The sequence below is a fragment of the Chitinophaga chungangae genome, assembly GCF_017742215.1.
Classification (GTDB): Bacteria; Bacteroidota; Bacteroidia; order Chitinophagales; family Chitinophagaceae; genus Chitinophaga; species Chitinophaga chungangae.
In genome coordinates this window covers 812700-826715 of record NZ_JAGHKP010000002.1, presented here as the reverse complement: position 1 = coordinate 826715, position 14016 = coordinate 812700, and the positions used below count along the sequence as shown (strand labels likewise).

The following is a 14016-nucleotide window of genomic DNA, read 5'->3' as shown; positions in this document are numbered from 1 at the left end:
GCGGAGGTCTTTTTCCGCAGCCGTATTTTCACAGGCCGTATGTGGAATTATTGACAGAAAATGCACGCCGGTTATACCTTGCGGCCAAGGTATTGGCTGTAATCCGGTAGTATCACGGTGTACTCCTGGTGCATCAGCGGCGAGGTCATCAGGAAATCGGCTGAAGCCCGGTTGCTGGCCATGGGGATGTTCCAGACCACACCCAGCCGCAGCAGGGCTTTGATGTCCGGGTCGTGGGGCAGGGCCTCCATCGGGTCCCAGAAAAAGATGATCACATCAATACGCCCTTCCGCAACCGCGGCGCCGATCTGCTGGTCGCCGCCCAGCGGGCCGCTCAGCAGTTTCCGCACGGAAACGTCCAGCGATTCCTCCAGCAGTTTGCCCGTAGTGCCCGTGGCATACAGCTCATGCCGGGTGAGCACCGTTTTGTTGTAAATCGCCCACTCCAGCAATTCCGCTTTTTTATGATCGTGAGCGATCAGCGCAATCCTTTTGCGGGCATGAAGGGATTTAGTGTGTACCATGGTGCAAAAATAGACGCCTTTCCCAACACTGCAAGATTAACCGGCCGATCTCGCCATTTTTTGTTAATTTTGCAGGAGAAAATTGTATATAATGATTAAAACAGGAAATCCCATTATCAGTATCTATACGGAAATGACGCCGAACCCGGAAACGATGAAGTTTGTGGTGAACAAGCTCCTGTATCCGAATAAATCTATCGATTTCCCCGATGCTGCCAGCACCACCCCGTCTCCCCTGGCCGCAGAACTGTTTACTTTCCCCTTCATCAGGGGCGTATTTATCTGCAGCAACTTTGTAACGCTTACTAAAACCAACGATACAGACTGGGCGGACGTGATCCCCACCATCAAACAATTCCTCAAGGAATACCTGGAAGACAACCGCGCAGTTATCAACGAAGAAGAAATTGTGACCACTCCCGTGTTCAGCGGCGACGAAAGCGACGTTGTACAAAGGATCAAGGAATTACTCGAAAACTACGTGAAACCCGCAGTGGAAATGGACGGCGGCGCCATCCAGTTCAAAGATTACCACGAAGGCGTGGTGACCGTTATGCTGCAGGGCTCATGTTCAGGCTGCCCCTCTTCCATGATCACGCTCAAAGCCGGCATCGAAGGCATGATGAAACGCATGATCCCGGAAGTAAAAGAGGTAGTGGCCGAAGCAGAATAAGCCATAGTTGAGTGAATGATAGTGTTAGAAAGCGCAGCCTCAGGCTGCGCTTTTTCGTTTTTGATCCTTAGCTTTACAGCCTGCAATCATCAAAAAATGTTTATGAGAGGGATTTTATTGGGATGCGCATTGGTAATGACCAGTGCGTCTTTGTTTGCGCAGCAGTCTGAAGCGGTAATTACCTACGGCTTCAAAAACAACGGGAAAGAATCCCGCGGGGAACAGCAGCTGTACATCAAAGGCAACCAGGTGAGGCTGGCCCCCATGGGCAGGCAAACCGAACAGCAATTCCTTCATTACGGCGAAAAAGCCAGCTACCAGGTGCTCGACAGCAAAGGGGAAGTGTTTACGCTGAAGAAACCCTTTTCCGAATACATCAAACCGGAACTGATCCCCGGTATAGACACCATTGCCGGCATTCCCTGCAAAAAAGCCAAAGCGATCATCCGCTCCAACACCATCGAGATCTGGTACACCAACGATCTCAAAATAAAAGGCACGCCGTCCATTTCCATTGCGCCGGGCCTGGGCCTCGTGCTCAAAACCATCCGTAACGGCAACTCGGAAACCTACGCCAAAAAGATCGAATATAGAACCATAACGGCGGACGAGCTGAAATGGCCCGCCAATAAAGGAAAGATCGTAGACGAACCTGCCTACCAGCGCCAGGTGATCGAAAGCCGTTATGTAACGCTGCCTGTTTTCGAACGGGAACAGATCAGCTGGGGCAATGACATTAAAAACCCCGACGGCGAAACGCTGAACGCCACTTACAAATTCGCGGGCGGCACGGTGATCCTCAAAAAAGTAAAACTGCCGGCCGTAAAGCCCGGCCAGCGCCTGTTCGCCGAGCTCGTGCAATATTCCAACGGCGACGCCTACGACCGCACCGGCTCTGTTTTTATGATCCCCACAGACAAAGAAATTTCCTTCCTCAACGGCCTGCGGCAAAACGCGTCCGTGCTGCCCGTCTTCACCGGCCGCAACGGGAAAAAATACCAGGGTTACATTACGACGGACAACTACGTGGCGCCGCTCGAACTGATGCGCTTTTTCACGCCCTTCGGCGTAAGGCATTTCAACGCACAGGCCCGCATCAAAGGTTACGACTGGGCGGATTCCGCCGTGTATAAACAAGACATCACCGATCTTTCGCCGCGACTGCAGGGCGAAGTATGGATCGGCGTGTACATCGGCAACTACGACAAAGGCGGCCATACAGCCAGTCTCAGCTTCAAATATTACCCCGGTTACAATGGCGACGAAGCCGCAACGGAAAACAAAAAATGGGTGATGCCCGTTTTTAATTCCACTAATCTCATGGAAATGGCCGGCCAGGAATACGCCACGCTGTTCGACCTGGATTCGCTGACCGTAACGGTAGACGTTCCGCAGGGCGTTAAAAACCTGAAGCTGCGTTACATCACCACCGGCCACGGCGGCTGGGGCGGCGGCGATGAATTTAATCCCAAACTCAACGAAATATTCGCGGACGGTAAAAGAACATATCATTTTTTCCCATGGCGGGAAGACTGTGCGACATACCGTTTGCTCAATCCCGCGTCGGGCAACTTCGGCAACGGGCTTTCTTCGTCGGACCTGAGCAGGAGCAACTGGTGCCCCGGCACGCTTACGCTGCCGGTAGACATTCCGCTGCCGGAGCTTACGCCGGGTAAACATACGCTGCAGGTGGCCATTCCACTGGGCAAGCCGGAGGGCGGCAGCTTCAGTTTCTGGAACGTTTCGGGCGTGCTGATCGGCGATAAGGAATAACATATGGAACAGATCTACCAGGAAATAATCAAAGGATTTCAGCAGATGACGTGGCTCGAAGGCATCGCGGTGCTCTTCGGCGTGATCAGCGTTTTGTGCTCGCGGCAGAACAGCGTGTGGGTGTACCCGACGGGGATCGTCAGCACCGGCATTTACATTTACGTGATGGCGCAGGGGAAATTGTACGCGGAATCCGGGCTGAACGTATATTATTTTATCATGAGCGTTTATGGATGGTACAACTGGAGCCGAGCGAGGAACGCCGCCGGCGACCACCTGGGCATATCGCCGGTAACCCGCCGTGAGCTTGGCATTGCGGTGGGCATTGTGGTTATCGGGTGGGGAATAATTTACCTGCTGCTGAGCCAGTTTTCTGATTCTGACGTGCCGGTGATGGACGCGTTCGTGTCTGCCGCCGCATGGAGCGGCATGTGGCTGCTGGCCAAAAGAAAAATTGAAAACTGGATATTGCTCAACATTTCCAACTTCGTGGCCGTGCCGCTGTTATTTTACAAACATTATGCGCTGACGGCGCTTTTAACGATATTCCTTTTTATTGTTGCGGTGAACGGTTATTTCCACTGGAAAAAGCTCTACCGTCAACAGCTAAACGAAAATAAAGCGTGAAGCGGATCGTAGTCATAGGTCCGGAATCTACCGGCAAAAGCACACTGAGCGAACAGCTCGCCGCGCATTTCAAAACCGAATGGGTGCGGGAATACGCGCGTGAATACCTCGAAAGTCTCGGCAGGCCGTATGAACAGCACGACCTGCTCCAGATCGCGAAAGGGCAGCTGCAATCGGAAGACGAAACCGCTTCCCGCGCAAAGGAGCTCATCGTTTGCGATACCGACCTGTACGTGATCAAAGTGTGGAGCGAAGCGAAATACGGCGAATGCGATGCCCGCATCCTGCAAATGATCGCGGAGCGGAAATACGATCTTTACCTGCTCACCTATATCGACATCCCCTGGACGGATGACCCGCTGCGCGAACATCCGCTGCCGTCTGAAAGGGAATATTTTTACAACATTTACCGCGACCTTGTGATCAACTCCGGCATTCCCTGGGCGGACGTTCGCGGGGATTATGAACAGCGGTTGGAAATTGCGGTGGAAGCTGCAAACCAGATACGCTAGCTTTTACAGGGACACGATCGAAAAATTACAAAACACGGAAGAAGGATCATTCAACTAAAGCCGCCACATCCGGATCAGGCGCGAGGTTGCGCATCTGCACCAGTATTTTCCGCTGGCGCGCGGCCGTAATGCGTGCCGGTGGGTTTACGGTATATTTTACCGGGTTGGGCAGGCAGGCCGCGATCATGGCGGATTCTTCCCGGTTGAGGTTCGATGCGGGTTTATGATAGTTCGCCTGTGCAGCGGCTTCCACGCCAAATACGCCTTCCCCCATTTCCGCCACGTTCAGGTACATTTCAAGAATTCGTTTTTTCCCCCAGATTTTTTCGATCATAAAAGTGAAATATACTTCCAGCCCTTTCCGGATATAACTGCGGCCCTGCCAGAGAAACACGTTTTTCGCCACCTGCTGGCTGATCGTGCTGGCCCCGCGGATCTTTTTGCTTTTCTGGTTGTGTTTCATCGCCTTTTCGATAGATTTGAAATCAAACCCGTCGTGGTCGGGAAACAGCTGGTCTTCGCTCGCGATAACCGCCAGTTTTACATGCTGGCTCATTTCTTCGAGGTTCACATAATCCCTTTTGAAACTTTTATCGGTACCCCAAAGGCTGAACCAGCTGCTGATCATGGTAACGGTAACGGGCGGGTTCACCCAGCGTAGCAGGATAATGTACAACAGTTGCGCAACGAACAGTATGAGGAAGATTTTTTTAAACAGCCGCCAGGTTCTGGGGACGATACCTTTTAATTTCATCGGGTAGTTTTCTGTAACCGGGCGGAAAGTTAACAAGATTATTGGATTTTATCTTTGCGCGCGAATGCGTAATTTCCACCGGCAACATAACAACGCAGTAATTTGTTATTATAATACAAACCAAGGCTCATGAGACTAGAACTGCATCCGCAAAATCCGAACCCAAGAAATCTGAAGATCATCATCGAATGCCTGCGCGACGGCGGCGTGGTGATTTACCCGACAGACACCGTGTACGGCATGGGCTGCGACATCTTCAAACACGAAGCCGTGGAAAAGATCGCGCGCATCAAAGGCATCGATCCGAAAAAATCGCATTTTTCTTTTATCTGCTACGACCTCAGCCATCTCACCGATTACACCAAAAGCGTGGACACACCGCTGTTCCGCCTTCTGAAAAAAGCCCTTCCCGGGCCATACACTTTCATTTTGCCCGCCAGCAGGCAGGTGCCGAAAATGCTCAAGACCAAACGCGATACCGTGGGCATCCGCGTGCCCGATAATCTTATTTGCCGCACGCTCGTGAAAGAACTGGGCAACCCGATCATGAGCACTTCATTGCCGGTAGACGAATACGTGGAAGAATACACCGACCCGGAGATCATTCACGACAAATTTGGCAACCTGGTAGATATCGTGGTAGACGGCGGCCCCGGCGGAATGGTGTTTTCCACGGTAATAGACTGCACCGGCCCCGAGCCCGAACTGATCAGGGAAGGCGCGGGCAGCTGGGAAGCCATCGCATAAAAAAAATCCCGGCACTGCGCCGGGACTTTCAAAATTTCTTCTCCGGAGGATCAGATCCCCATTTTCTTCGCCAGCGCTGCCGGGATCGCTTTTTTGTTCACCATGTAACAGGTGGTTTTGTAGGCGAAATACGGAACGGAAGCATAGAAGTAACCGCCGCAGGAATTGGCGGTTCCCCATGAATTTTTCACGATAAAGAACTTATTGCCCTGCTGGTCTTTTGCCAGGCCGGTGATGTGCATGCCATGATCGTCCTGCGTTTCGTAGTTGTCGAAAGCCAGCTGCCGGTTTTCCTGCGTGATGGTTTTTTCTTTCGCGGGCTGGGTGAACAGCGTTTCGCGTTCTTTCGGCGAAATGTCCGCCCAGTCTTTTTCAGGAACGATAGCGAGGCCGTCTTTAAAAGAAAATCCTTTTTCGCTCACGTCTGCCGCCCACGCAATGGTGTAGCCGTTCATGACGGCCTGCTCCGCGATGTTGGTGAATTCGTTCAGCGGCACGTTGTATACTTTTTCCCAGTTCCAGTTATCCGGTACTTCGAGCACGAACTGCTGATAAAAAGGGTGGTGGGTGAAGGAAGAAACGATCACGTAATCATCTGCATTCAGGCCGAGCTCTTTGGCGAAAGACTGCGGGGTGTAAGCTTTGCCGTTGTACTGGAAGTTTTCGGGTGTAGCGCCGATATATGCGTCCAGCACGCCGTCCAGGGCTTTTTGCCAGCTGGGATTTATGGTTTGCGCCTCGCCGATCTTTTTCAGCATCGGTTCCAGGAGGCCGAGCATTTCGGAGTGGTTATAAGTTTTCTCACGGTTGCCGTCGTACACGTCCTGCGGTACGAGGCCGTATTTGCGGAGGCACAGCAGGTCGTCCGGGAAGCCGCCGCCTTCGCCGAAATTGGCTTTGCCGTGCATACGCACGTAGTTGGCGGCTTTGAGCGGGTACATCTTACGTACCACGAACATTTCGCTGAGATTAAGATTATTGCCTTTCCCGTTGCGGAGCAGCTCTGATTCAAAAAATGAAAGTCCGGAGAAAGACCAGCAGGTGCCGGTGTGGCCCTGGTTCTGCACGGCATAGGCGTCGATATTTTTCAGAACGGTGAACTGGTATTGGCTGCCTTCCCGGTTGGTTTGCGGAAGGGTGGTTTGCGCTGCGGCAGTAATGCTCCATAATACTGCTGCGCTCATCAACAATTTCTTCATGCGCTTGCTTTAGTTGGTTTAGAAAAGCAAATGTAAGAAGCGGGTGTTTACTGGCCTCCGGCGGATTGATGAGCGGTATTATCGTTACTGGTTTCGTATTGTTCGCGCGCGATCTCCCAGCGCCACAGCTCGTCCGCATCGGTGCTATTCACCGTGCCGGCGAAATGCATGCCTGCTTTTTGCAGCACTTTCACCGCAGCGTTATATTCTTCGAGCGTATGGGCGATCACCTTCGTTACCTGCGGATGGCTGAAGGCAAAACGGATAAGCGTTTGTGCAATTTCGGTGGCATAACCCTGTTCCCGGTATGCGGAAGAAACTTCATAACCGATCTCTACCGCGCCGTTGGCATCCGGCCGTCCTTTAAAACTGGCGGTACCGATCAACCGGTTGTCTGCCCGGTGAACGGCCAGGTAAAAGAACCATCCCAACAAAGTCGGATCATTGCGCATTTTATCATACGCTACCAGCACCATCTCAGGAAATTCCGTCCAGTCTTCAGGCACATCTGCCCCCAGTAATTGCGCTAATGCTTCATTCCCATGCAAAACCGCTTCGAAATATTTTAACGTGCAGGGCAACAATTGTAACCTCGTGGTTTGGATCATATACGAAAACTAGTAAACGATTTCCGGAAATGCAAGGGGTATGCCAGGAAAGAATTGACAGTTTTTTGGGGGCATATTGGCAGGGGTACTAACGATGTCCCCTGCCATTATTTCAAGTGAGATCAATGTGCTTCCAGCCAGTTTTTACCAGTGCCGATCTCCGCTTCGATGGGCAGTTTTTCGGCCAGCTTCGGCATGGCGTTGCGCATGCCTTCGATGATCAGGGGTTTGATGGTTTCCACCTCGTCCAGGTGCGCGTCGAACACCAACTCGTCATGCACCTGGAGAATCATGCGCGAGCGGAAATTATGTTGTTTGAAAGTCTTGTGAAGCGCTATCATGGCGAGTTTGATCAGGTCCGCCGCCGTTCCCTGGATGGGCATGTTGATGGCGTTCCGCTCCGCAAAACCACGCACCACGGCGTTGGAAGAATTGATGTCTTTCAGCCAGCGTTTACGCCCCATCAGGGTTTGCACGTAGCCGGACTGTTTGGCGAAGCTCACCTGGTTTTCCATGTAACTTTTGATGGAAGGGTACTGCGCAAAATAATTATCGATCAGGCTTTTTGCCTCGCTGCGCGGGATGCCCAGGTTTTCGCTGAGGCCAAACGCGCTCTGGCCGTAGATAATGCCGAAGTTTACGCTTTTCGCGTTGCGGCGCATATCCGAGGTCACCTCAGAAAGGTCAACTCCGTAGACCTTTGCCGCGGTGGCAGTGTGAATGTCCTGGTTGCTGCGGAACGCTTCCAGCATGTTGGCATCTTCGGAAATAGCGGCGATGATGCGCAGCTCGATCTGGGAATAGTCCGCGGAAAGCAGCGTAAATTCTTCGCTGCGCGGCACGAAGGCTTTGCGCACTTCGCGGCCCCTTTCCGTACGGATGGGAATATTCTGAAGGTTCGGATTGTTGGAGCTGAGACGGCCGGTAACGGCCACGGCCTGGTTGTACGAGGTGTGCACGCGGTTGGTGCGCGTGTTGATCATCAGCGGCAACGCATCCACGTAGGTGGATTTGAGTTTGCTCATTTCGCGGAACACGAGGATGTTTTCCACGATGGGATGTTTGCTGGCGAGTTTGGCGAGCACGTCTTCACCCGTTGCATATTGCCCGGTGCGGGTTTTTTTAGCTTTCGGGTCCAGCTGGAGTTTTTCGAACAGCACTTCGCCGAGCTGTTTGGGCGAAGCGAGGTTGAACCGCACGCCGGCCTGCTGATACACGCTTTCCTCCGCTTTTTTGATCTCCGATTCCAGTTCGCGGGAATAGTCCGAAAGCGCCTGCCGGTCTACGGCGATGCCTTCGTATTCCATATCGGTGAGCACTTTCACGAGCGGACTCTCAATATCGTAAAACACATTTTCCACCGTCCGTTCTTTCAGCAAAGGCTCGAATTTGGATTTCAGCTGCAGCGTGATGTCCGCATCTTCCGCAGCATATTCCTTGATCTTTTCGATTTCCACATCGCGCATGGTGCCCTGGCCTTTGCCTTTTTTGCCGATCAGCGTTTCGATGGAAACCGGCGCGTATTGCAGGTATTGGGCGCTCAGCAGGTCCATGCTGCGGCGACCTTCCGGCTCGATGAGGTAATGCGCGAGCATGGTGTCGAACAGTTTGCCTTTCACTTCGATGCCGTACCATTTCAGCACGATCATATCGTATTTGGCGTTCTGACCGATAAACAGCGCGTCTTCCCGTTCAAACAGCGGGCGGAATGTTTCCAGGATGGCTTTTGCGGCCGCCTGGTCTGCCGGCAGGGGAATGTACCAGCCTTCGCCGGGTTTGATGGAAAAGCTCATGCCCACGATCTCCACCGCGTTGGCGTCTGTGCCGGTGGTTTCGGTATCGAAGCTGATGGCGGGCTCTTTCATTAATGTGGCTATCAGCTCGGCGTGTTTTTCCGGCGTATCGGCGAGGTGATAGGTATGCGGCGTATTGTCGATGTTTTTGTCCGCCACCAGCCCTACGGTTTCGATGGCTTCCGCCTGCTGCACGAGATTGTCGGCCGCTGCGGGCGTTTCCACGGGCTGACCGAAGAGGTCTTGCTGCACGGGCTTCCCGGAGGTTTCGCCGCCGATGGCGTTGAAAGTGTCTCCCAGTATGCGTTTGCCGAGGGTTTTAAATTCCAGTTCGGTGAAAATTTCGCTGAGTTTTTCTTTGTTCACTTCGGTGCAGCAGAAATCTTCTTCATGAAATTCAACGGGAACGTTGGTGATGATGGTGGCGAGTTTTTTCGAAAGCAGCGCGCTTTCAGCGCCAGCGCGGATCTTTTCGCCCATTTTACCGCTGATCTTGTCCGCATTGGCGATCACGTTTTCGAGCGTGCCCCATTCGGCCAGCAGTTTCATAGCCGTTTTTTCGCCAACGCCGGGAATGCCGGGAATGTTGTCTACCGCGTCGCCCATTAGGCCCAGGATGTCGACCACCTGGTCTACATTTTTGATCTGCCAGCGCTCGCACACTTCCTTCGGCCCCATGATCTCTTCTTTATTGCCAAGGGCCGGCGGTTTCCAGATGAACACGTTTTCTTTCACCAGCTGGCCGTAATCTTTGTCTGGCGTAACCATGTATACGGAATAACCCTGCGCGGCGGCCTGCCAGGCTACGGTGCCGATTATATCGTCCGCCTCGTAACCGTCCACTTCCAGCACGGGAATATTAAATCCTTCGATGATGCGTTTGATGTCCGGCAGGGCGGCCAGCAGATCTTCGGGCGCGTCTTCGCGGTTGGCTTTGTAATCGGCGAAGTCCGTATGCCTTTCGGTAGGGGCGTGCGTATCAAATGCCACGGCGATGTGCGTGGGCTTTTCTTTATTGAGAAGGTCCAGCAGGGTGGAGGTAAAACCGAACTGCGCGTTGGTATTTTTGCCTTTGCTGGTGAGCCTCGGGTTGCGAATCAATGCATAATAAGCGCGATAAATGAGCGCCAGGGCATCTAATAAAAAGAGTTTCTTGTGCATGCGGTAAAAGTAATGAATTACCCATAATTCATAATTTTACCGGATGAATAAGATTTATCACCTGGCTACCTGCGACACCTGCAGGAAGATACTCAAAGAAGTGGAGGCCGTGGAAAAAGGCGCAACGCTGCAAGACATCAAAACGGAAAAAATAACGCCCGCGCAGCTGGACGAAATGAAAAAAATGGCGGGCAGCTACGAAGCGCTGTTCAGCCGCCGTTCGCTGCAGTACAAAGCACGCGGCCTGGCCGGCAAAGAGTTGACCGAAAAAGATTACCGCGATCTTATCCTCGAAGAATACACGTTCCTGAAACGGCCGGTGGCCATCATCGGCAAACAGATCTTCATTGGCAACGACAAAAAGACGGTGGAAGCGCTGAAAAACGCGCTCTGAGCGGGTTTTCGTTAATGGTTCGTAAATGATAAAAAAACGTAACCCGTTCCAGGGCGACCTGGAACGGGTTTTTTATGGCGGAAAGAAAAAAATTAAAGCGTTTTTACAAAATCCCGCACTACTTTTTTATAGGCATCCATGTTCTGCCCTTGCCGGAACGGCGTGAACGGGAACGTGCGGGTGGCGTTCAGCGCTTCCCGCAGGTTGAACCGCAACTGCGGCACGCTGTAGAAATAACCTTTTTGCATCAGGTATTTGCCGAGGTATTCCTGTTCAGACTGGCCGGGCGTGGGAATGAGAATGGCTTTCTTATCTAGTTTGGCAAGGTCCATGAGGGTGGTGTAACCGGAGCGGCTGAGCACCATATCTGCCGCCAGCATGGCTTCGTTCAGCGCTTTGGCGTCGAGGTGGCTCACCTGCGTAACGCCGGGGATGATCTCTTTTTCGGAGGCCTCGTCGGGCCGGCCGCTCACGATCAGCACTTTGAGGCCGGGCATTTGTTTGATCTGCGCCAGCAGCAGTTCTTCGAGATTGGTGCGTTGTGGTTCGGGGCCGGAAATGAGGGCGAGGAGGTCATATTTTTTTTCCACGCCGTCTTTCGGCTCAAAGCGGCTGAGGCAGCCGAGATACGAGGTATTGTCAGGCAGGCTGGAAGGATGAGCGAGCTCGCCGCTGAGGTTGGGCTCGCCGGCGAAATCAGGTATCCAGCAGGCGGAATAACGGTTGATGAAGCGGTAGTTCATTTTTTGCAGCAGGCGCTCGGTAAGGCCGCCGAAGGGCGTTTTGATGAGCAGCTGGTGGGAAATGAACACGGTGGGGATGGATGAATGGTAGAGACCGAAACGGTTGTCTGAAATCACAGCGCTGATATTGTGCTCAGCCGCGGTTTTGCGGAGCCAGGCCTGTTCATACTGCACGGCTTTCCATATTTTGGGTACCTGCTGGAGGATCTTCAGCCCGAAAAAGAGGCCTTTTTGCGAGTAGGTGATGTGGTATCCGGGAAGAGGAAGAATGGTAAGCTCCGGGAATTCCCGGGAGAGCAGGGCGGCATGTTTGCCCTCCGCGGCAATAACTACCTCACAACCAGCGTTTAGTAGTTCGTGAATCAGCGGAATGTCGCGCGTGGCGTGGCCAAGGCCCCAATCGAGCGGAACGATCAGCACTTTTTTTCTGGCCGGGAAGCTTGTGGACAAATAAATAAAATTTTTTTGCGAAAATAGCTTAATTTAGAAATGATCATTGTTAAGAAAAGGTAAACACCCACGGAGACTGACTAGCAAATAAAAGGGGCGAACTATATACAGAAGTATGAAAAAGTATACATGGATTTTAGTTTTCTTAGTAATGGGAAGTTTAGCGTGGTCAGGTTGCAGTGTGCTGAAGAAAAACGATTGCGGATGCCCTCCCAATCCAACGGGGCGGATGAAACACTAATCGGATAATTTAATCGCTATACCTCTCCATTCCTTGATTACCTGTATTGCAGGAAATGGACCGCGTTATTGAAAAATTTGATGTCAACAATAAGAGAAAAACAATCAAACGTAATCAGCATGAAGCCTGTAGAGAGGGATTTACTCATTTTGTTACATGAAGACCGCTACAACGAGCAGGAGATCCAGCACGAGGTTAAACAGATCAGCGATATGCTGAGCGTTGTTGAAACCATGGATTACCTGGCCGCTGCCACGGAAGTTGCGGATTGCAACAAACATCGTGTGAGCAGTAAACGCCGTATCCTGGAGCGCGCCTTCTTCCGTAAGGAACCGAAAGCATTTGAGTTCATCGTCCACAAAAATTAAACCAGCAACCAGCGTACGTATCCGGTAGCATCAGACCTGCCACGATCTTACTGCGCATTTTTTCAGGTTGATCAAAAGAACAGACCATCGCCGCAAATCGCCGCAAACTGTTTCTGGTAACTATCCACACGTTATTGAGCTGATGCGCCACGCACAGCGGAAAGCCCGGACGCCAAAGCCAACGGGCCATCTTCACCCAAACCATCCTCCCTGATACCACCGCTGTTCATTTTATAATGAACAACAAGGCCCTCGCATGAATTTCAAAATTCTTGTTGTAGGTTTGCGGGCAAATAATATCCGTTGTGATGATAGACTTTCCACACTTGCAGGATTACCTTGCTCCGGTGTCCAAAGCCCGATTGAATGATGATGAACCGTATGACGATCTGCAGATCGGTAGCCTGATCGACCTGTACGACGAAGACCATACGCCCGACCTCGACAGCGCGGATATTATCCTCCTCGGCGCCGGCGAAGAACGCGGCAACGGCACGCCCAACAATGGCCACTCCGCCCCGGATGTTATCCGCCGCGAGTTTTACCAGCTTTATCACTGGCATAAAGACGTTCGCCTCGCAGACGCCGGCAACGTCCTCACCGGCCGCACCCTCGCCGATACTTATGCCGCTTTGAAAACCGTCGTGACCGAACTGATCGACGCCGGCAAAACCGTGATCATCCTCGGCGGATCGCACGACCTCACCTACGCGCAATACCAGGCCTACGCCAGCAAAAAATATATCATCGAAGCCACGGTTGCCGATGCGCTGATGGACCTCCACGAAACGTCGCCGCTGCGCAGCAAACGTTTCCTGCTGGAAATGTTCATGGAACAGCCTAACTATCTCCGCCATTACAACCACATCGGCTTCCAGAGCTACTTCGTGCAGCCGCGCATGCTCGAAACGCTGGACAAGCTCCGCTTCGACTGTTACCGCCTCGGCAAAGTGCGCGAAAACCTCGAAGAGATCGAACCGGTGCTGCGCAATACGGACCTGTTCAGCGTAGATATCAGTATGATCAAACATACGGACGCGCCGGCCAATTCCCTTTCCCCCAACGGTTTCAGCGGCGAAGAAGCCTGCGCCCTTTCCCGTTACGCCGGCATGAGCTCGCAGCTGAGCACCTACGGCATTTACGGCTACCTTCCCGAAAAAGACCGCGACCAGCTTACCGCCAAACAAATTTCCCAGATGCTCTGGTATTTTATGGACGGCCGTTCGGTAAAGAACAAGGAAGCGCAGCTCGCCGAAAGAGAATCTTTCCTCGAATTTCATATAGCCTTCACTGATATCGACACCATCTTCCTCAAAAGCAAAAAAACCGGCCGCTGGTGGATGCAGCTGCCCGATAAAAATTTCGTGCCCTGCGCGTATACCGATTACCTGCTGGCCAGCAACAACGAGATCCCCGAGCGCTGGCTCCGCAACCAGGAACGGTTGTAGG

At 52.4% G+C, this 14016-nt stretch carries 14 protein-coding genes; 8 read left to right on the top strand and 6 right to left on the bottom strand.

The features are described from left to right. Positions 1-71: 71 nt before the first annotated feature. Complete coding sequence (locus tag J7I43_RS11505) at positions 72-524, bottom strand: methylglyoxal synthase (RefSeq protein WP_209145820.1); 453 nt, start codon at positions 522-524, stop codon at positions 72-74. Positions 525-615: 91 nt separating this feature from the next. Here J7I43_RS11505 and J7I43_RS11500 point away from each other — a divergent pair, with 91 nt between their 5' ends. The 4 genes from J7I43_RS11500 (at position 616) to J7I43_RS11485 (ending at position 4109) form a co-directional block, all read left to right on the top strand. Next, complete coding sequence (locus tag J7I43_RS11500; RefSeq protein ID WP_209145819.1) at positions 616-1197, top strand: NifU family protein; 582 nt, start codon at positions 616-618, stop codon at positions 1195-1197. Between the two features lie 102 nt (positions 1198-1299). Then, positions 1300-2970 carry a PNGase F N-terminal domain-containing protein gene (locus J7I43_RS11495; RefSeq protein WP_209145818.1) on the top strand — a complete coding sequence of 557 codons (1671 nt, stop codon included), beginning with the start codon at positions 1300-1302 and terminating at the stop codon, positions 2968-2970. A 3-nt stretch (positions 2971-2973) separates the two neighbouring features. After that, positions 2974-3597 (top strand): nicotinamide riboside transporter PnuC, encoded by a 624-nt coding sequence (gene pnuC, locus J7I43_RS11490; protein ID WP_209145817.1) that lies wholly within the window; start codon positions 2974-2976, stop codon positions 3595-3597. Beyond that, the gene (locus tag J7I43_RS11485; protein WP_209145816.1) at positions 3594-4109 is read left to right on the top strand and encodes an AAA family ATPase; all 516 of its coding nucleotides are present in this window, start codon (positions 3594-3596) and stop codon (positions 4107-4109) included. The genes pnuC and J7I43_RS11485 overlap by 4 nt, the downstream gene beginning before the upstream one ends. A 46-nt stretch (positions 4110-4155) precedes the next feature. Here the strand turns inward: J7I43_RS11485 and mtgA are convergent, their stop codons facing one another. Beyond that, entirely contained in the window at positions 4156-4863 is a 708-nt protein-coding gene (mtgA, locus tag J7I43_RS11480) for a monofunctional biosynthetic peptidoglycan transglycosylase (RefSeq protein ID WP_209145815.1), read from the bottom strand. A gap of 129 nt (positions 4864-4992) precedes the next feature. On the opposite strand from mtgA, the gene J7I43_RS11475 reads away from it, so the two are divergent. Further along, the gene (locus J7I43_RS11475) at positions 4993-5610 is read left to right on the top strand and encodes an L-threonylcarbamoyladenylate synthase (protein ID WP_209145814.1); all 618 of its coding nucleotides are present in this window, start codon (positions 4993-4995) and stop codon (positions 5608-5610) included. A gap of 50 nt (positions 5611-5660) precedes the next feature. On the opposite strand, the gene J7I43_RS11470 is transcribed toward J7I43_RS11475, so the two are convergent. From J7I43_RS11470 to polA, 3 genes are all read right to left on the bottom strand, one after another. Further along, a complete protein-coding gene (locus J7I43_RS11470) occupies positions 5661-6809 on the bottom strand; it encodes a C1 family peptidase (protein ID WP_209145813.1) in 1149 nt (382 codons plus the stop codon). Positions 6810-6856: 47 nt separating this feature from the next. Continuing rightward, positions 6857-7417 (bottom strand): GNAT family N-acetyltransferase, encoded by a 561-nt coding sequence (locus J7I43_RS11465; protein ID WP_209145812.1) that lies wholly within the window; start codon positions 7415-7417, stop codon positions 6857-6859. 122 nt (positions 7418-7539) lie between these two features. Beyond that, positions 7540-10371, bottom strand: coding sequence for a DNA polymerase I (polA, locus tag J7I43_RS11460; RefSeq protein WP_209145811.1), 2832 nt, complete (start codon positions 10369-10371; stop codon positions 7540-7542). 43 nt (positions 10372-10414) lie between these two features. On the opposite strand from polA, the gene J7I43_RS11455 reads away from it, so the two are divergent. Next, on the top strand, positions 10415-10765 hold the full coding sequence (locus J7I43_RS11455; protein ID WP_209145810.1) for an arsenate reductase family protein: 351 nt from the start codon (positions 10415-10417) through the stop codon (positions 10763-10765). 92 nt (positions 10766-10857) lie between these two features. On the opposite strand, the gene J7I43_RS11450 is transcribed toward J7I43_RS11455, so the two are convergent. Further along, positions 10858-11958 carry a glycosyltransferase gene (locus tag J7I43_RS11450; protein ID WP_209145809.1) on the bottom strand — a complete coding sequence of 367 codons (1101 nt, stop codon included), beginning with the start codon at positions 11956-11958 and terminating at the stop codon, positions 10858-10860. 360 nt (positions 11959-12318) lie between these two features. Here J7I43_RS11450 and J7I43_RS11445 point away from each other — a divergent pair, with 360 nt between their 5' ends. Next, a complete protein-coding gene (locus J7I43_RS11445; RefSeq protein ID WP_209145808.1) occupies positions 12319-12567 on the top strand; it encodes a hypothetical protein in 249 nt (82 codons plus the stop codon). Positions 12568-12875: 308 nt separating this feature from the next. Further along, positions 12876-14015: a formimidoylglutamase gene (locus J7I43_RS11440; protein ID WP_209145807.1), complete on the top strand. Its 1140-nt coding sequence runs from the start codon at positions 12876-12878 to the stop codon at positions 14013-14015. The last annotated feature ends 1 nt before the right edge of the window (position 14016 follow it).